Here is a 17,419-nt window from a genome sequence, read left to right as displayed (position 1 = left end):
TGACATGATTTTCTTTCGCTCTCAACATGACAATCATGAAGAGCGCGAACCTCCACCCACGGACTGAGACGGAGCCCCAGGCAGTGACCCTGCCAGTCACCCTGGGAGACGTCAGACGGGCGTCGGAGCGGATAAAGGGTCGCGTCATCCGCACGCCTCTTGTTCGCTCCCGATCCCTGTCCGACCTTACCGGCCAACCGGTGCATCTGAAGCTCGAAACCCGTCAACCTATCGGCGCTTTCAAGCTGCGCGGCGCCATGAACGCCATCCTCTCGCTCGACGACGCGTCCCGCCGGGGGCTCGTGACGGCGTCCACCGGCAATCACGGGCGTGCGGTCGCCTATGCGGCAAGCGAGCTTGGCGTGCCAGCAATCATCTGCATGTCTTCGCTCGTGCCCGCCAACAAGGTCGATGCCATCCGCGCCCTCGGCGCGGAGGTCCGGATCGTCGGCGTCTCACAGGACGAGGCTCAGGAAGAGGTCGAACGCCTGGTCGAGGAAAGAGGCCTGACCTCCATCCCACCTTTCGACGCTATTGACGTGGTTGCGGGCCAAGGCACGGTCGGCCTCGAACTCCTGGAACAAGTCCCGGATCTGGCCACCGTGCTGGTTCCCCTGTCGGGTGGCGGACTGGCCGGCGGCATCGCCGTCGTGATCAAGGCCATGGCTCCCAAGGCACGCGTCATCGGCATTTCCATGGAGCGCGGCGCCGCCATGAAGGCCTCGATCGCAGCCGGGCGGCCAGTGGCTGTTGATGAACAGCACACGCTCGCCGACTCCCTGGGCGGTGGGATTGGCCTCAAGAATCGTGTCACCTTTGCCCTTTGCAGCCATCTGCTCGATGACATCGTTCTTCTGACTGAAAGCGAAATTGCGGAAGGCATCCGCCATGCCTGGCACCAGGAAGACCTGACCGCCGAAGGCGCTGGAGCGGTCGGCATCGCAGCCATTCTGGCAAAAAAGGTCGAAGTATTAGGTCCCGCCGCGATCATCGTGTCGGGCGCGAACATCGATCCGAAACTTCACCAAAGAATTTTGGAGGGAGCCGAGGCATGAGCCGCATCAGCATCCTGACGGAGCGCGATCTCCGCTCCATCGTCCAACTGGACATTTCCGCTGTTGATTGTGTCGAACGTGCATTTGCAGCACTGGCCACCAAAGACGTCGCCATGCCGCCGATTCTGCGGCTCGACATCCCCGAATTCCGCGGCGAAGTCGACGTCAAGACGGCCTATGTGCCAGGCTTTGATGGTTTCGCGATCAAAGTCAGCCCCGGTTTCTTCGACAATCCGAAACTCGGGCTTCCGAGCCTGAATGGGCTGATGATCCTCTTCAGTGCCAAGACGGGATTGGTGGAAGCGCTTCTGCTCGATAACGGCTATCTCACCGATGTCCGAACGGCGGCGGCAGGCGCGGTTGCCGCGCGCCACCTGACGCGCAGCGGCTCTTCAGTCGCCGCAATTTTCGGTGCCGGCATGCAGGCACGCCTGCAGCTTCGGGCCCTGATGCTGGTTCGCCCGGTGCAATCAGCACGCATCTGGGCACGGGACCACGCTAAGGCACACAAACTGGCAGCTGAACTGACCGGGGAATATGGCATCGAGGTCTCGGCCGTGGCCGAGCCGCGAGAAGCCATGAGAAACGCGGATATCGTGGTCACGACCACACCGGCAGAAAAACCGGTTCTGATGGCCGACTGGTTGCAACCCGGTCAACATCTGACGGCGATGGGATCCGATGCGGAACACAAGAACGAAATCGATTCGGCCGTCTTCGCCAAGGCACGCTACGTCGCTGACCGCATCTCCCAGACGCGAGTTCTCGGCGAGTTGCACCACGCTATCGAGGCCGGTCTGGTCGGCGCAGACCAGCACTTCGATGAACTCGGTGCGGTCATCGCTGGACAGGTGCAAGGCAGAACAAGCATCGATGAGATCACCTTCGCGGACCTGACCGGTACGGGTGTCCAGGACACTGCCATTGCCAATCTGGCAGTCAGCCGGGCGAGGGCTGCCGGATGCGGACAGACAATCGACAACAAGATTACCAAGGGAGATGCCGCGTGAGCGTGACACTTAACTTTACGCGCGAGGAGTATGCCGAGCGCCTGTCGAAAACCCGCCATGCCATGGAGGCCCAAGGCATAGAGCTGCTGATCGTCACCGATCCTTCGAACATGCACTGGCTGACAGGATATGACGGCTGGTCCTTTTACGTTCACCAGTGCGTGCTCGTTCCGCCGAGCGGCGAGCCGATCTGGTACGGCCGCAAACAGGACGCGAATGGCGCCAAGAGGACCGCCTATCTCGATCACGCAAACATCATCGGCTATCCGGATCACTACGTGCAGTCGACAGAGCGTCATCCGATGGATTTGCTTTCGCAGATCATCGAGGAGCGCAACTGGTCAAGCCTTAACGTCGGCGTCGAGATGGACAACTACTATTTCTCGGCTGCAGCCTTCGCGTCATTGCAAAAACACCTGCCGAATGCGCGCTTCAAGGATGCCGCCGGCCTCGTCAACTGGCAGCGCTCCATCAAGAGCCCAACTGAGCTCGAATACATGCGCAGGGCCGGCAAGATCGTCGAGCTGATGCATAAGAGGATCGTGGACGTCATCGAGCCCGGCATGCGCAAATGCGACCTGGTTGCCGAGATCTACGATGCCGGCATCCGCGGAACCTCCGAATTCGGCGGCGATTACCCTGCCATCGTTCCGCTCCTTCCGTCCGGGGCCGACGCATCAGCCCCCCATCTGACGTGGGACGACAAACCCATGCGCCTGGGCGAAGGGACCTTCTTCGAAATCGCCGGCGCCTACAAACGCTACCATTGCCCACTGTCCCGTACAGTCTTCCTGGGCAAGCCGACACAGGCGTTTCTCGATGCCGAGAAAGCGACGCTGGAAGGCATGGAGGCGGGGCTTGCAGCCGCCAGACCCGGCAATACCTGCGAAGACATCGCCAACGCCTTCTTCGCGGTGCTGAAAAAATACGGGATCATCAAGGACAACCGCACCGGCTATCCCATCGGCCTTTCCTATCCGCCGGATTGGGGCGAGCGCACGATGAGCCTGCGCCCCGGCGATCGCACAGAACTCAAGCCTGGCATGACCTTCCATTTCATGACCGGCCTGTGGCTGGAGGATATGGGGCTGGAGATCACGGAAAGCATCGCGATTACCCAGAGCGGTGTCGAATGCCTTTCGAATGTTCCGCGACGGTTGTTTGTGAAGGGCTGATACCATGTTGACGGCCCTACCTCGACCTTCGCCCATTGCGCCGTCCGTGGACTTCAATGCTAAGGGCGTACAGCACGGTCATCTGCGCCTGCCCTACAGCCGCGACGATAGCGCCTGGGGTTCGGTGATGATCCCGGTCTGTGTCATCGCCAATGGAGAAGGGCCGACCGCCCTTCTCACCGGAGCTAATCATGGCGACGAATACGAGGGACCAGCCGCCCTCTTCGAACTGGCGCAAACGCTTGATGTGGCCGAGGTAAACGGCCGTATCATCATTGTTCCGGCGCTCAACTACCCCGCTTTCCGTGCGGGCACACGCACCTCGCCGATCGATCGCGGAAATCTCAACCGGAGCTTTCCGGGTCGTCCCGACGGATCCGTGACGGAGAAGATCGCCGACTACGTGACCCGCTATCTGGTACCCCTTGCGGATTTCGTGCTGGATTTCCATTCTGGCGGCAAGACGCTTGACTTCCTGCCCTATGCCGCAGCGCACGACCTGTCCGACAAGACCCAGGAAGCGCGTTGCTTCGACGCCGTTGCAGCCTTCGCCGCACCTTACTCGATGAAGATGCTTGAGATCGATGCCGTCGGGATGCTCGACACCACCGTCGAAGACATGGGCAAGGTCTTTGTGACTACCGAGCTGGGTGGCGCCGGCACGGCAAGTGCAGCATCCATCCAGATCGCCCGCAAGGGCAGTCTCAACCTGCTGCGCCATGCGGGAATACTGCCCGGCGCTCCAGACCTTCAGCCGACCCAGTGGTTGGACATGCCGTCGAGCGACTGCTTCACCTTTGCCGAGGATGACGGTCTCGTCGCCTTTGTGCGTGACCTCGGAGAAGAGGTCATAGCTGGCGAAACCATTGCCCGCGTATACCCCGTGGGCAAGACCGGCCTTCAACCGATCGACTATCGAGCCGCCATGGATGGCGTGCTTGCGGCACGTCACGTGCCCGGCCTGATCAAGGCCGGCGACTGCCTTTCCGTAATCGCTACGATTACGGGAGAACCTGTCCGGTAATCCGGCACAAGATCCGGAACGGACAAGCAAAAACAATGAACCAGAGGAGAATTCAAATGTATGTCACCAAGATCACCGGGCTTTCCGCCATCGCCCTGATAACTTCGATCACAACCGCCGGAGCGCTGACCCTCGAAGAGGTCAAGGAACAGGGCTACATCCGTGCGGCGACTGCCAACGAAGTGCCCTACTCCTACATGCAGCCCGACGGCACGTCTGCCGGTATTGGACCCGATGTCGCCAACGCCGTCTTGAAGAACATCGGGATTGAAGAGGTCAACTGGACGGTCACCCCCTTCGGCACGCTCATCCCGGGCTTGAAGGCCGGCCGTTTTGACTTTGCTGCCGCCGAACAGAACATCTCGCCGGAGCGCTGCAAGCAGGTTTCCTTCACCGAACCGAACTCCTCCTATGGCGAGGGCCTTCTGGTGAAGAAGGGCAACCCCAAGGGCCTGAGGACCTATGCCGACATCGCCAAAGATCCGTCGCTGAAGGTGGCCGTCGTATCGGGCGCCAACAATGTCGACTTCCTTCGCGCCGTCGGGGTCAAGGATGATCAGATCGTCTTCATCCCCGCCAATGCCGATGCGATCCCCACAGTGGAGAGCCGCGTGGATGCCTATGCAGCCACAGAACTGACGGTATCGGAACTGGCCAAGGATCAGGCCAATGTCGAGCAGGTCGCGCCCTTCGAGGACCCGATCGTCAATGATGCGCCAGTCCGCAACTATGGTGGCTTCGCATTCCGGCCGGAAGACAAGGAACTGCGCGACGCCTTCAACGCCGCTCTTGTCGAGTTCCGCAAGACGGACGAATACAAGGCCATCCTCGCAAAGTATGGTGTCTCCGAAGCGAGCATCGCCGCGGCCGCGGAAAAGAACGTGGCTGATCTGTGCGCCGGCAAGTAACGGTTCAAAGGCGCCCGGTTCCCACCGGGCGCCATTCATCTCGAAACCGGGAGAGATCCGGATGGACTGGACAGCCTATCTGCCTATGCTCTGGAAAGGCGCGGTCGTCACAATGACGATCACGCTGGCGGCGATCGCCGTTGGAGCCGCGCTCGCCTTCTTCTTCGGCATCCTGCGGGCCGAGGGGGGCGCCATCCTGTCGACGATCGCGCTCTGTTACACGGAAGTGTTTCGTGGCACCTCGCTCTTTGTGCAGCTCTTCTGGTTCTATTATGCCTTGCCCTTGGTGGGCATCAGTTTCGACCCGATTACGACAGGGATCCTGGTGCTCGCGGCCCATGTTGGCGGCTATGGCGCGGAGATCGTCCGTGGCGCTCTCTCTTCGGTGTCTCCCCAGCAACTTGAAGCCGCTCGCGCGCTGAATTTCAGCCGGCTGCAGACACTGTTCCGGATATCGCTGCCCCAGGCAGTCGTCGAGATGATGCCCGCCTTCGGCAATCTGGCGATTGAAACGCTCAAACTCTCTTCACTGGTCTCGCTGATCTCGATCGCGGACCTGACCTTCTCGGCACAGTCGATCCGCAATCTCACCCTCGACAGCACCAGCATCTATTCGGTGACACTGGTCTGCTATTTCGCGATGTCATTGATGTTGATGGTGGCGATGAAGATCATCGAACGCTTGGTGCGACGCGGCGACGCCTTGCCGCGTCCAGGCCAATCGTGAGGAGCGAATATCCATGATGTATGGTTACGAATGGGACACCACGACCTGGCTCACCTATACGATCTCGATCCTCCCAATCATTCTGATCGGTCTGACCGTGACGTTGAAGGCGGCCGCGGCTGGCTTCGCGATAGCGCTGACTCTCGGGCTGGTTTTCGCCCTGATGCGCCGTAGCCAGGTCAAGGCGATCTCCTGGACGACGGCCGTTGTCGTCGAGTTCCTGCGAGACACACCTCTGCTGGTGCAACTCTTCTTCCTCTATTACGTGCTGCCCGAGTTCGGCATCGTGCTCCCAGCCTTCCTCACGGGCGCATTGGCGCTTGGACTGCAATATGCGGCCTACACCTCGGAAGTCTATCGCGGCGGCATAGAGGCGGTACAACGTGGCCAGTGGGAAGCTGCGACAGCATTGAACCTCACAGGTATGCAAACATACCGCGACATCATCATTCCCCAGGCGATCCCGCGTATCGTCCCGGCAATGGGCAACTACCTGGTTGCGATGATCAAGGAGACACCCGTGCTTTCCGTCGTCACCGTTCTCGAGATGATGGGCCTTGCCAACATGATCGGCGAACGCACGTTTGAATATCTGGTGCCGCTGACGCTGGTCGGCGTGATCTTCCTTCTTCTCACACTGATTAGTTCTGCGGGCCTCCATCGCCTGCAAAAAGCTCTCCCAAAATCAGGGATCCCCATGCGATGACCAATGCCATCAACAAACCCCTTATAGAGTTTTCCGATGTCACGAAGCGCTTCGGTGTTTTGACCGTTCTCGATCAGTTCAATTTTAGCGTGGCGCAGGGTGAGAAGGTCACGCTGATTGGGCCCTCGGGTTCCGGGAAATCAACGGTCTTGCGCATCCTGATGACGCTGGAGCCCTTTCAGGAGGGCAAGCTGACACTTGCGGACATGTCATACCATGAAGACGGCGGCAAAGGCCGTTTTCAGGCCTCCGAAAAGCATCTGCGCGAAATCCGAAAACATGTCGGCATGGTCTTCCAGAGCTTCAACCTCTTCCCCCACATGACGGTCCTGCGCAACGTTGTCGAAGCGCCAGTCCGTGTACTCGGCATGTCGCGCGCGGAAGCGGAGGCACGTGCAATCGAGCTTCTCGACATGGTTGGGTTGGCGGACAAGAAAGACCACTACCCGGTACAGCTTTCGGGCGGACAGCAACAGCGCGTTGCAATCGCTCGCGCGCTCGCCATGCGGCCGCGGGTCCTGCTCTTCGATGAACCGACCTCTGCGCTCGATCCGCAACTTGTCGGCGAGGTGCTTTCGGTCATTCGCAGCCTGGCACACGAGCACGATCTGACAATGCTTCTCGTCACCCATGAGATGCGATTTGCCCGCGAGGTATCTGATCGCGTCTGCTTTTTCGACAAGGGGCGTATCTGCGAACATGGGGCACCCGAAGAGATCTTCGGAGCCCCCAAGCAGGAGCGAACACGTGAGTTTCTGTCCTCTGTCCTCGGTTAGTCAAAGCTACCGGAAGTTGTCCGCTGAAGGCAAGCCGCATTCGCTTTTTCCATCATTCAAGACTGATGATCGCGTGGCAAAAAATGGTTCTTCTGAGCGCCGGCTGGTCATAAGCCCCATTCGTGACGGTCGAACTGTCATCATGGGTTCAAGCAGTCTGTCTGTGCAATGGCGCAGAACAAGGCGACCTTGTTTGCATGCGTCAGAAGTCAGGAGACGGCGCGAGTTGATGATGTCTCATTCGCAGCTCCACAGTGGCTCGCTTCCGGCTGTCTCGAAAGTGGCCGGGTCAATGCCTTGATTGCGTAGCAGTGGCGCGGGTTGTTCTAGGACAAGATGACTCAAATTGAGCCTGAGAAGGGGTGTTATGGCTGGTGTGGGCAAACAACAAGGGGGGCCTATCCTCCTGTCAGGTTACGGGAGTTCGGGGATCGACCTGAGAAGTACACGCCGGACATTTGACGCCGAGGAATGTCTGAAGCGGTTGGAAGGTGTGCTGGGTGTCGGCTACTGGACCTTTGAAACCGGGTCTGGTGCACTCCACTGGTCGCCGGGCTTTTATGCATTGCTTGGGCTCAAATCAGAGAACCTGAAGCCTGATACTTCGGTCTATAACGGCATGTTGTCAATCGGCACGCAAACTTGACCCTATATCGGCGTGCAAATTTTGCACGCCGAAACACAGGCTGTTCGATAGCAGCTCTATGCGCGCAGGTTTCGCTATCGGATCCATCACAAGATCCCGGGCTTGAAGCGGACCTCATGTGACTTCGCCTTTCCGGGCTTGAAAATCGCGATCTTCCTCGATGGTTGCTTCTGGCATGGGTGCGAACTTCACCCGCCATCTGTAAAAAAGAATACAGACTTCTGGCTATCGAAGATCGCTCGCAACCGGGCAAGGGATGCGCGTGCGACGGCGCATCTGACGGAAATTGGTTGGACGGTGCTCAGATTCTGGGAGCACGAGCACGTGGCGACGATCGTTGAGAGCATCGCCGCCACGGTCGAAGCCAAGAAGGCGTCCGCGCGTTACCTCACAGCGGCGCGAGCACGCTGCAAGACGTGCAGCGGTCGCCGGGCAAGTTCGAAGCTGTCGATCGCGATGTGTGAGCGATCCAGTCCGATCCGGTCGAAGAGCTTCCTTGCATCCCACAGCGGATGGACCACGACACCCCAACGGCTACCGCTGTCGTCCAGAGAGAACGTGGGGATATCCGGTCTGTCCTTGGCATGGGCGACCGTGTTGCCGGGGATGAACGTCTTCGTCTGCTCCGCAAGATCGGCCGCCGATGCCTTCCAGTCCGAAACCTCGAAACAACCGAAGTCGCCATCGACCCCAGCTTGATAGGAAGGATCTGCAATCGCCCTGAGATAGGCTAGCCCCAGCCGCCAATCGAGCAACCCGTGGAAGTTTCGATTGTTGTACCGCTGGAGGCAGCGGTAGCAAGAGGATCCGCAGCTCTTCCTGTGAGCCTCCACGGCAACGTCCTGCCGTGGCCATTCTTCGGTATCGTCAAGAATGCTCTTGATGAGACCGGAAACAGGAATAGTGCTGTCGCCGAGAAGGTGACGGCAGAACCCGGAGCCGTTCGGCAACGCGTCTGATATCTGGAGATATGGAAGCCGCTCGCCCGTAGCTGTCACCATGATGTTCGGCGCCAGGGCGTCGAACTCTTCCGGTGCGATGTCGAGATCCAAAGCAGCGCGCTGCACGAGGATCTCGGTTGCCGAAATCGCCGCTGCGCGGACACTGGTTCTTGTAGGCTCGCGACGTCCCATCGACAGCCCGACGTCCATGTCGAGCAGTCGCAGGTTCGGGTTCATCCGGATCGGGCTGATCTGCAGCGAATTCGTGATCTTTGTCGACGCCAGCCACGCGTTGATCACTGTCTCGTCCGCGCGATACCGGACACCTTGGTCCTCGGCCACCGCGTCGGCGCTAATGGCTTGCTTCGCAAGCTTCACGACGGGCTTCGTGCTCGCCCACCACGAGATCCGCTTCGCATCCTGATCAACCGCTTCCTGCAACTGGAAACCAGTGAAGTCCGTGTCGTCCCTCTGACCGGGGTTGACAAGAAAAATTTCTGACTGCTCGGCGAAGTTCACCTGCAGGTTCGCATCCGTCTTTACCTTGTCTACCTGCCCGATGCTCGCAAGCGTCATCCTCTGGCCAACCTTCGAAGACAGATTCTCGTCGGTCGGTCGGAACTCCGTGCGATAACCCGCGGGCGTTATACAACGAATGCCCGGATCCGTGGTCGCGGCACCGCAGGCGGGGCATTGAGACGTTTCGTTGCCACCTCTGCTCCACGCGCCGCAGGCTCCGCAGAAGCGAAGCTGAAAGTCGTCCTTCCACCACTCCCCGAACGGCTGGATGGGGGCGCCGAAGTCCGTGACATGCTCATCAGGTTTGGGAAGGGTTCCCGTGAAGCCGATGCAACGGTGGCGGAGCTTCTCCCGCGTGCGGACGCTGCCAGGCGCAAAATCGAAGATCGCCATGTCCTGATCACGGTCGATGGTATCCCAATCGGCTTCGAAGTCGTCCTTAGCCTTACCCTTGGCCAAATCGACGTAAAGGTTTCGGGTACGTGTCGGCATCCCGTATAGTGGAAGCAGGCCGCGTTCCGCCAGCGCGGATGCAATGCCGACGGGTTGCTGTCCAAGTTCGTTAAAGAGCCCATCGATGGCTTGAAGTACCTTTTCGGCAGTTACCGCGGAGAGGATCCGGTCGACTTCGCACTTCGAAACGTCGGCAAGAATCTGAGCGAGCTTCCTACGATGACCGTTCGTCTCGTCCAGAGCTTCGGCTAGTTTTTCGGGCCAGTTCCGGTCGGTGCGGAAGTATTCGCTGCAATAGAGGAACTCGCCGTGGATGTCTCCCGGCACCATGTCGTCGCCGGGCCAATCCTGATCGGCCTTCTCCTTCATCAACCCGAATGCCTTCACCAGCCAGAACTTGCGAAGCAGGCGGGACGGAATATCTGTCAGCCCCGTCGTGATGAAGGGCGGAGGCGGTGCCGATCCAGTAATTTCGATCGGATTATGGAAGTAGTGGATGTCGTGGCTCTTGCTGCGGCAGACGGTGAGGACGGTCGAGAACGCCTGTCCTCGCCGACCTGCACGACCCACGCGCTGCTGATAGTTGAACCGCTGCGGCGGCATGTTGGCCTGGTAGACGGCCTGAAGGGAGCCGATGTCGACACCGACTTCCATCGTGGTCGTGACCGAAAGCAGGTCCACGGTGTCGAAAAGCTTGCGCCACGCAAAGTCGGCGTCGTTCTCTTTCGCGCCCTTAACAAAGACGCCTTTGAACTGCTGGAGCCGTTCCGCCGGATCGCTCGTCTGACCCGTCAGCTCCTCGCACTTCAAGCGGAAGAGCGGCTCGTCAGCCTCGATCGTGCGCTTGACGCGGCGCCCGAGGAAGTTGCCCTTGGCAATGACCTCGGCCGTCAGATCGTCCGGGCGCTTCAGCTCCTCGCCGCAGCGCGTGCACTTCCCGAAGCCCTCGTGCAGGTGAACTCGTCCACAGCGGTCGCATCGCCACGCCGCCCCGGTCGGCTTCGCGGCCCTGAAGAAGAGAAGACTGATGTCGATCGATCCGGCCAGACGAGTCTGCCGGAGCTTAGTCCTGAGCTTTTCAAGGAAGAGATTGCACTCTACCTCGGTCTGCAGAGGAAACAGCTTCGACATCAGGCGACGCATGCGGTTGTCACCGCGGCCGAGCATCTCGTGGGCGGTCGACCAGACCGTTTTGACCTCGTCCATGTAAGGATTGGGCGTGATGCGATATGCGTCCGCGAAAATGCGGAGCATCGCGTCGTCCTTCGACTTCTCGGGAGTGTACTCCTCGGATCCGTAGAAACTCGGCCATCCAAGCCCCGTCTCTTCGAGGGCGAAGTACGTCTTGCTGAACAGGAGGTCAGTCGCGTCCGGCGGCTGCTCGTCCTGAACTTTCTTTCTCGCCCTCGCGAGCAGATCGACCTTCTCGTTGAGCTCTTCCCGCTTCCATGTGATGTCGCCGTCCGCTCCACGATCGAAGAACTCGTACCACGCCTTGTTGGAAACGCGGTTCTTGTAGGTGTCCGCTCCCTCGACGGGGGTCGAGCCAAGCTTCATGAGTTCGTTGAGGATCGGGCGCGTATCGTACCGGACGTTCTCGCGGGCGAACTCAAAGAGGTCGCTCAATGGTACGCTCGGCTCCTTACCGTCGGCGTTCCGCTTCCTGTTGAGCACTCTTTGGCGCGGCATAAGATGGTCGAACTCATGCCCTTCCCCCATAAGCGCAGCGATTTCGGCGTTGAGGCTGGCAAGCTCCGCCTTATCCTCGTCCGTATAGCGTAGATCGGCTGCCAAACGCGTGGCGGCCGCGATCAGGATCTCGCGCCTGAGGTCACGCTGGTGCTGAACCTCGACATCGAGCACTAGAGTTGCCGCGTCTTCGCGACTGTCGGAGAAGGCTACAAGCTTTCCATCCCCTCCCTGTGACTTCAGAGCCGCAACGAGTTCGGTGGCCAACAACTGCGAGGTCTTTCCGAAACCGGTGCGGAAACTTCGGATCGGCGAGAGGCGCCCCTCCCTCCTCTTCGAATTCGCCTGCCGATATCGGCCGGAATAGTCGGTGCCGCACTTCGCGCAGCAATAGGGTACGGCGGTACCGTCATCCTCGATCGTTCGCTTGTGGAACTTGTCGTCACCACGCCACCGCAGGAGATACCCTTTGACGCTCTCTTCGCTCTCCTGCTCTCCGACGACGCCTGTCCGCGGGTTCAGGTACCCGACGATCCATTCATACGGAGTGTTGTCGACGCGGATTTCACGTTCGGGCGCGCGCCCTTGCGGCCAGAACAGAGCGAACTCGCGGAAGCTTGCATCCTCGAAGCGGAGGGACGAGGCACTTTCCGGAAGCTTCTCGAGTTCCTGCGGCGCTGGCAACAGCGATACCCTACGTGACGAGCCCGGATCCGTCTCCCCGCGCTTTCCGCCGAGATAGAGGTCACCGCATGCTTCACAATAAAGCATCTCGAACATGCGTCTGCGGCCTTCGGCACCCGACTTCTCTTCGTAGTCCTGACCGCGCTCGATACTCGGGCAACCCCAAGCCACAGAACCGCTGTCGTCACGCCCGACCGAAGCGAACAAGCCTTCGATATTACGAACGAAGCTATGCATCCTGAAGCCTGGCAGGCTTGCGATGTCGCCGCGGGAGGGCCGGAGATCACCGGGCAGGACGTGGTCGGGAAGATCAGGAATGGCGCGCAATGCCAGTAATCCCCGGACCGCTTCTCTGTCGGCTTCGCCGAAAAGCACCTCACCGATCTGGGCGACCGACCGCGGCGTTTTTGCTCCCGGCTTGCGTTCGTCTTGCATGGCGAAATCGAGCAGGGCTGCTGCAGCGGCTGTCGCTTCCAGCATCGCCGACCTCGAAGCCTGAGCAGCGGCTCCTGGCAGGCTCAGGGCGGCGTCTACGAACCGCTGACGCAATTCTTCCGGCTGCTTCCGGTAGTCCAGATCGTTCAGAGCCTTCGCAAGCGCGACCAGGCTATCGCGAGAGGGCGTGCGCTCGGGCCGTCCGACGACGATCGGCTTGCCCGTGACCACACTCGCCTTCCATGCCGCGTCGACGTCGACCGCCCCTGCGGTTCCGGCATTGCCGAACATGTTTCGGAGGTATTCGATACTCGCCGCCCCGTTCTTCTCGTCCATCGGAAGCGATGCCGACGACGAAAGAATTCGGAGCTTATGGGCATGGGCGGGGTCGGCAAGGCCGATCCGCTCGAGGAAGACCTTCAGAAGTCCCGCCATTTCGGCGCCGGACGAACCACGGACGAGATGGAGTTCGTCCAGCACGAGATAGAACCTGGCGTCGTCGTTCTCGGTCAGCCATTCGCGGGTTTTCTTCAGGATGGTGTCTTCGACCTCGCGGACCAGCATCGCGTTTAGGATCGACTGGTTGGTGACAAGGATGTCCGGAGGCGTGTTCTGCATGTCCCAACGGGAGATCAGCTCACTGCCGTCCGTCGTCGGGAAGATATAGTGGAGGTCGGGATCGGCATCTTTATCGAGGCGCGAATGGATCGACTGGTACCGCTGCAGTTCCACCTTCAGATCACGACGCGCTCGGCTGTTACGCTTCTTCCAGGTCTTGTCCTTGCTCCTGCGCGGATGATCGAGGAAGCCCGTCACCGGAGATTTACCCGTATAGCGGCCAAAGAAAATGCGGTTCCCCTTGAAGTGCTTCTGCATCACCTCCTCGGCTGCCGGGGACGCCAGCGCCTTTCGCAGACGAACCATCTGGTCCTCGACGAGTGCGTTCAACGGATAAAGGATGAGAGCCCGGATAGCCTTGGGACGATCAGGATGCTCGTTGCGGCGATGGAACTGGAAGCTCTTACCGTCTTCCAGCCAATCGTCGTCGACGGGCCGCAGCGGCGCAGGCCAGTTCGTTGCCTCCTTCGCCAGCTGGGCAAGGATAGGAAGCATGAACGATTCCGTCTTGCCCGAACCCGTACCGGAAGTAACGATGCCCGGCGTTCCGTCCTGCACGCCTTTTGACAACATCTGGACCTGATGGAGGTAAGGCTGGTAGGCGCCCTTGATCTCGGCACTCTTCTTATCGCGGTCGAACAAGCCTGACAGAGCAAGCTCCACAAAGGCTTGCCGCTCCGGTCTCGAAAAGCCCGGCAACTTGCCGTCCTTGTCCTCTATCAAGGCCTCCAGACCGTATCCCGCCGTCTCGTAACGAGGAACGGCCTCGAAAATCGGATCGAGGGCGAGTTCGCCGGGCGTCGAGAGAAGCTCCCTGCGCATCGCAGAAACCTTATGGTCATCGATGCGATATGCCGTATCGAGATACGACAGGAACTGCTCGATCATTCTATTGAAGCCGCCAATCGGATCGAACATGTTCAGCCCTCGATATTCTTGAAGTGATTTTTGAAGTCGTACCGCCCGTCGGTCGAGATGCTAGCGAGCCACTTGGCTTGCCGAACCAGCGGCTTAGCGACATCGGCCATGGCTGTGCCTTGTGGCACCCGCGACAACGTCTTCGCTGCACGCTGGAGCGCTCCGTTCTCGAACGCTTCGGACTGCGTCAGCAGGTCGATGGCATCGGCGAGGTTCGCGCGATTGGCGTCGAACTCCGCGGGCCATGGTCCGGCAAACAACCTGCGAACGGGTTTGGCGCTTTCCGGCACTTCGACAGGCATCAGAAAGCGAAGGACAGAATCCGGTACCGAAACTCTCGACCCGTCGACGCCCGCACTGGCGACTATCGCGAGGTTTCGCGGAAGCCGACCGATGCGCCTCGACTCCACGAACTGGGGAAGCCAATACTCGCACGGGCCATTGGTGATGCCGCAGATCGCAATGGGGACGAGGATGTCAGGGTTCGCCTTGGCTTTTGCAACGGCGGCTGCGAGGCCAGAAGTCTCGTCGCGCATGAGATCCTGCCACGAGATACGCGAAGGATCGCAGAAAGCGACTGCGCTATCCTCTCCACCAATTGCAGCCACGATATCTGCCGCCACGCCGGAGGCCCGTTCGCCGACAAGTACGGGAACTTCGTCCGTCGATTTGAGTAATAGCGCGATTACATCGGCCCGGGTCAGCCCGGTTGCCGTCGCCAGTCCCGCGACAATACTCTTGCGCGCGTCTTCACTAGCCTTCGACTCAACGATCTCAGCATCATTCTTCGGCCGTTCCGGCCCCGGCAGTTCCTCAGGCGGCGGCACAACGACGGTGGGGGGATGACTAGGCATCTGCAGGACCAGATTCCGCAGCTCATCGAGTTCCCGACGGAAATGACTACTCTGGTCTACGGCGCCGTCCCGCAGCAGTCTCGCCGCTTCCGCGATGCGCGCCTTCATGACCTCGTCGTGCTTTTCGGCTTCGTTCCGGAGAAGCAGTTCCCGCTGACCCGCAATGGCGAGACGTGTTTCCGCTTCGGCGATTCGGGCGCCGATTTCGTCGAGACGGGCTTTTTCGGCCTCGATTTCTAGCTCTACTCTGGACCGAAGCCCTTCCTTGAGGCGCTCTTGTTCCTGAAGCTCGAATTCCTGAATACGTTTCTGGAAGGCAGGATCCGTCGCGAGGATCTGCGGCATGATGTCGAGTATAGGTTGACGCGCTGCAAGGAGTCGGGCAGCAGCGGATAAATCCGCCTTCTCGTCTTCGCTAACCGTCGTCGCCACGTAGTGCCTAAGCAAGTCGGTGACATCACCGCCGTCTGGCGCCTTGTTCGCTGCGAGCCTAGAGCGACTGAGCCAGCGCTCGGCGGACTCGAGCACCTCGCTTTCGGGGCGGATATCCTTCTCAGATGCGATGCTCCATCGAGGTTCGGACAGAAAGATCAATAGCCCTGACGACAATCTCATTGTGTCAGGCCTGTTCTCGATGGTTTTAACGGTAAGTGCTCGCGGATCCGACCCCGCCGAGAGCCCGTATGCACCGGAGGAAAGACGGACAAAATGGCTGGTGAGCCACGCCCCGGGAGCGACCTCTATTGCGATGATCTCGTTCGACGGTATGTTGAGCCTGCCCTGACGGAGCCGAAGGACGACGTCATCGAAAGTAATGTCGCGTGCGCTGTAGGCGGCAAGGATGCGCGTTACCGTGACAAAGGTGGTGGTTTTGCGCTGTCCGGCGGTGCTGAAAGCTTCGACAGTGGCCGGAAGTTCGAATTCAGAGCTCGCACGGATCGCCGAAGGAGGAAAGGAGACCATCGGCAAGCTGATATTGGGCAGCTCCTCCACGTCTTCCAAGACCAGTTTAGGCTCGTCCTTCTCCCCAGTGACAAGCCAGAAAGACCCCACCCCGCCGAACACCATCCTCGGCTCCTTGGTTTCGCGGATCTTTCCGATGCCTTGGTCGCCTCCCCTCATTTCGGCGACCAAAGCAACGCCGTGGCTCAATATCTCAACGACTTGGAAAACTGTCTTCCCCGAACTCGACATCAATTACTTCTTTCCGTGTATGCGTGCCGCCGAACGAACCAGCCGCGAGCGGTTGTCATATATTTTTCGTTCACGGTTGGACGCCGACCTGACGAAATCGTCCCGCCAGCTCGCGGATCCAGTGTCCTTCGCGACTGGTACCAGCTTAGATATTGCGGCTACTGCTGCGTTTCCGGCCGGATACTCGTATCGCCAGAAACCCGAGGTGTTCGAAGGACCCGGATTGCACAGAGACAGAGTAGAAACCCATCTCGACCAGCTCGACGGCAACTTCACCCTTGCCGCGCGAGCATAGAGAACGCCGCTTTTGAACGCCAAGACTTCGCCGCCCAGTCGAAGATGGTGAGAGAGCAGGGCCACGGATGGCGAAAGGTAATTCTGATCCAGCTTTCCCGGGACGACTGATCGATAATAGAAGTGCATGCGGCCCTCAGGCCGCTCGATCCGGTAGAGGCCGTCAGTCATTTCCTTGTCGAACGCCGCCGCAAAGAACCCTTTCTCGCTGACAAGCTTGCCAACGACCCGGAAGCCATGCGGATCGCCGTGGTCTGCGCGATCAGGCCGTGCCGGAGACCATTTAGGCACCTCACCTAGCTCTGCCCGCCGCAGAAACTCCCTGCGAATAGCGTCACTGGGCGCGCGGAAGACATGCCGCGGAAGCGACCATGGTGACGCGCCATTCCACGTCTCGATCTCGCCGCCGGCGGCTCGTGCCGCCACCGAGAGCCTGTCGGCAACTGCCAGTGGCGTCGGACCGCAGATAACGACAGTTGTTTCGTTGACCGACTGCGCTGAAAGTTCTCGCTGGAGAAGACGTCGTGCAGGGAAATGCCGAAGAAAGGTAGGCTCGAGCCACCCGGCGTCTGCGAACGACCTCAAAATGTCCCACTCCGACGGGCGGTCATCGAGAAGGCTGACCCCGCGTCGGACAATGTCTACCGCTTCTGACAGTGGCAGACCCCGCGCTGTCCGCTCGGATCGTGTCCCGGGATGTTCTCTAATCGCGGTTGTCAAGCTGGTCGGAGCGGGCATCGCAGGTCAGGCTCATGGTTCTCTTCGAGGTCGGCACTTTGACCGCCTCATCATG

11 protein-coding genes and 1 pseudogene are annotated in these 17,419 nt (G+C 59.8%); 10 read left to right on the top strand and 2 right to left on the bottom strand.

Translation table 11 applies throughout. From position 1 onward, the window contains the following. Positions 1 to 26: 26 nt before the first annotated feature. The 10 genes and pseudogenes from eutB to ACQKP1_RS23485 all read left to right on the top strand — a co-directional run. On the top strand, positions 27 to 1,055 hold the full coding sequence (eutB, locus tag ACQKP1_RS23530; protein WP_427277272.1) for a hydroxyectoine utilization dehydratase EutB: 1,029 nt from the start codon (positions 27 to 29) through the stop codon (positions 1,053 to 1,055). Then, positions 1,052 to 2,065: an ectoine utilization protein EutC gene (gene eutC / locus ACQKP1_RS23525; protein ID WP_427277271.1), complete on the top strand. Its 1,014-nt coding sequence runs from the start codon at positions 1,052 to 1,054 to the stop codon at positions 2,063 to 2,065. Before eutB ends, eutC begins: the two co-directional genes overlap by 4 nt. Beyond that, positions 2,062 to 3,240 carry an ectoine hydrolase DoeA gene (doeA, locus tag ACQKP1_RS23520; RefSeq protein WP_427277270.1) on the top strand — a complete coding sequence of 393 codons (1,179 nt, stop codon included), beginning with the start codon at positions 2,062 to 2,064 and terminating at the stop codon, positions 3,238 to 3,240. The genes eutC and doeA overlap by 4 nt, the downstream gene beginning before the upstream one ends. Positions 3,241 to 3,244: 4 nt before the next feature. Beyond that, positions 3,245 to 4,264, top strand: coding sequence for a N(2)-acetyl-L-2,4-diaminobutanoate deacetylase DoeB (gene doeB / locus ACQKP1_RS23515; protein ID WP_427277269.1), 1,020 nt, complete (start codon positions 3,245 to 3,247; stop codon positions 4,262 to 4,264). Positions 4,265 to 4,320: 56 nt separating this feature from the next. After that, positions 4,321 to 5,172 (top strand): ectoine/hydroxyectoine ABC transporter substrate-binding protein EhuB, encoded by an 852-nt coding sequence (ehuB, locus tag ACQKP1_RS23510; protein WP_427277268.1) that lies wholly within the window; start codon positions 4,321 to 4,323, stop codon positions 5,170 to 5,172. Positions 5,173 to 5,233: 61 nt separating this feature from the next. Beyond that, a complete protein-coding gene (gene ehuC, locus ACQKP1_RS23505) occupies positions 5,234 to 5,899 on the top strand; it encodes an ectoine/hydroxyectoine ABC transporter permease subunit EhuC (protein WP_427277267.1) in 666 nt (221 codons plus the stop codon). Positions 5,900 to 5,912: 13 nt separating this feature from the next. After that, the gene (gene ehuD / locus ACQKP1_RS23500) at positions 5,913 to 6,605 is read left to right on the top strand and encodes an ectoine/hydroxyectoine ABC transporter permease subunit EhuD (RefSeq protein ID WP_427277266.1); all 693 of its coding nucleotides are present in this window, start codon (positions 5,913 to 5,915) and stop codon (positions 6,603 to 6,605) included. Next, entirely contained in the window at positions 6,602 to 7,381 is a 780-nt protein-coding gene (gene ehuA / locus ACQKP1_RS23495) for an ectoine/hydroxyectoine ABC transporter ATP-binding protein EhuA (RefSeq protein ID WP_427277265.1), read from the top strand. The genes ehuD and ehuA overlap by 4 nt, the downstream gene beginning before the upstream one ends. A 367-nt stretch (positions 7,382 to 7,748) precedes the next feature. Then, a complete protein-coding gene (locus ACQKP1_RS23490) occupies positions 7,749 to 8,027 on the top strand; it encodes a hypothetical protein (protein ID WP_427277264.1) in 279 nt (92 codons plus the stop codon). A gap of 66 nt (positions 8,028 to 8,093) precedes the next feature. Next, a pseudogene (locus tag ACQKP1_RS23485) lies at positions 8,094 to 8,348 on the top strand (very short patch repair endonuclease); the annotation flags it as partial. A 62-nt stretch (positions 8,349 to 8,410) separates the two neighbouring features. Here ACQKP1_RS23485 and ACQKP1_RS23480 read toward each other — a convergent pair. Continuing rightward, entirely contained in the window at positions 8,411 to 14,284 is a 5,874-nt protein-coding gene (locus ACQKP1_RS23480; RefSeq protein ID WP_427277263.1) for a DEAD/DEAH box helicase, read from the bottom strand. Positions 14,285 to 14,286: 2 nt separating this feature from the next. Then, the gene (locus ACQKP1_RS23475; RefSeq protein WP_427277262.1) at positions 14,287 to 16,332 is read right to left on the bottom strand and encodes a hypothetical protein; all 2,046 of its coding nucleotides are present in this window, start codon (positions 16,330 to 16,332) and stop codon (positions 14,287 to 14,289) included. Between the last annotated feature and the right edge of the window lie 1,087 nt (positions 16,333 to 17,419).

The organism is Allorhizobium sp. NPDC080224, assembly GCF_050281005.1.
Classification (GTDB): Bacteria; Pseudomonadota; Alphaproteobacteria; order Rhizobiales; family Rhizobiaceae; genus Allorhizobium.
This window is presented reverse-complemented; position numbering and strand designations above follow the sequence as displayed.

Excerpts from the sequence above, each read along its gene's own strand:
- ehuC (WP_427277267.1), top strand. The coding sequence starts at position 5,234 with ATGGACTGGACAGCCTATCTGCCTATGCTCTGGAAAGGCGCGGTCGTC.
- ehuA (WP_427277265.1), top strand. The coding sequence starts at position 6,602 with ATGACCAATGCCATCAACAAACCCCTTATAGAGTTTTCCGATGTCACG.
- doeB (WP_427277269.1), top strand. The coding sequence starts at position 3,245 with ATGTTGACGGCCCTACCTCGACCTTCGCCCATTGCGCCGTCCGTGGAC.
- eutB (WP_427277272.1), top strand. The coding sequence starts at position 27 with ATGACAATCATGAAGAGCGCGAACCTCCACCCACGGACTGAGACGGAG.
- ehuD (WP_427277266.1), top strand. The coding sequence starts at position 5,913 with ATGATGTATGGTTACGAATGGGACACCACGACCTGGCTCACCTATACG.
- eutC (WP_427277271.1), top strand. The coding sequence starts at position 1,052 with ATGAGCCGCATCAGCATCCTGACGGAGCGCGATCTCCGCTCCATCGTC.
- ehuB (WP_427277268.1), top strand. The coding sequence starts at position 4,321 with ATGTATGTCACCAAGATCACCGGGCTTTCCGCCATCGCCCTGATAACT.
- ACQKP1_RS23480 (WP_427277263.1), bottom strand. The coding sequence starts at position 14,284 with ATGTTCGATCCGATTGGCGGCTTCAATAGAATGATCGAGCAGTTCCTG.
- ACQKP1_RS23490 (WP_427277264.1), top strand. The coding sequence starts at position 7,749 with ATGGCTGGTGTGGGCAAACAACAAGGGGGGCCTATCCTCCTGTCAGGT.
- ACQKP1_RS23475 (WP_427277262.1), bottom strand. The coding sequence starts at position 16,332 with ATGTCGAGTTCGGGGAAGACAGTTTTCCAAGTCGTTGAGATATTGAGC.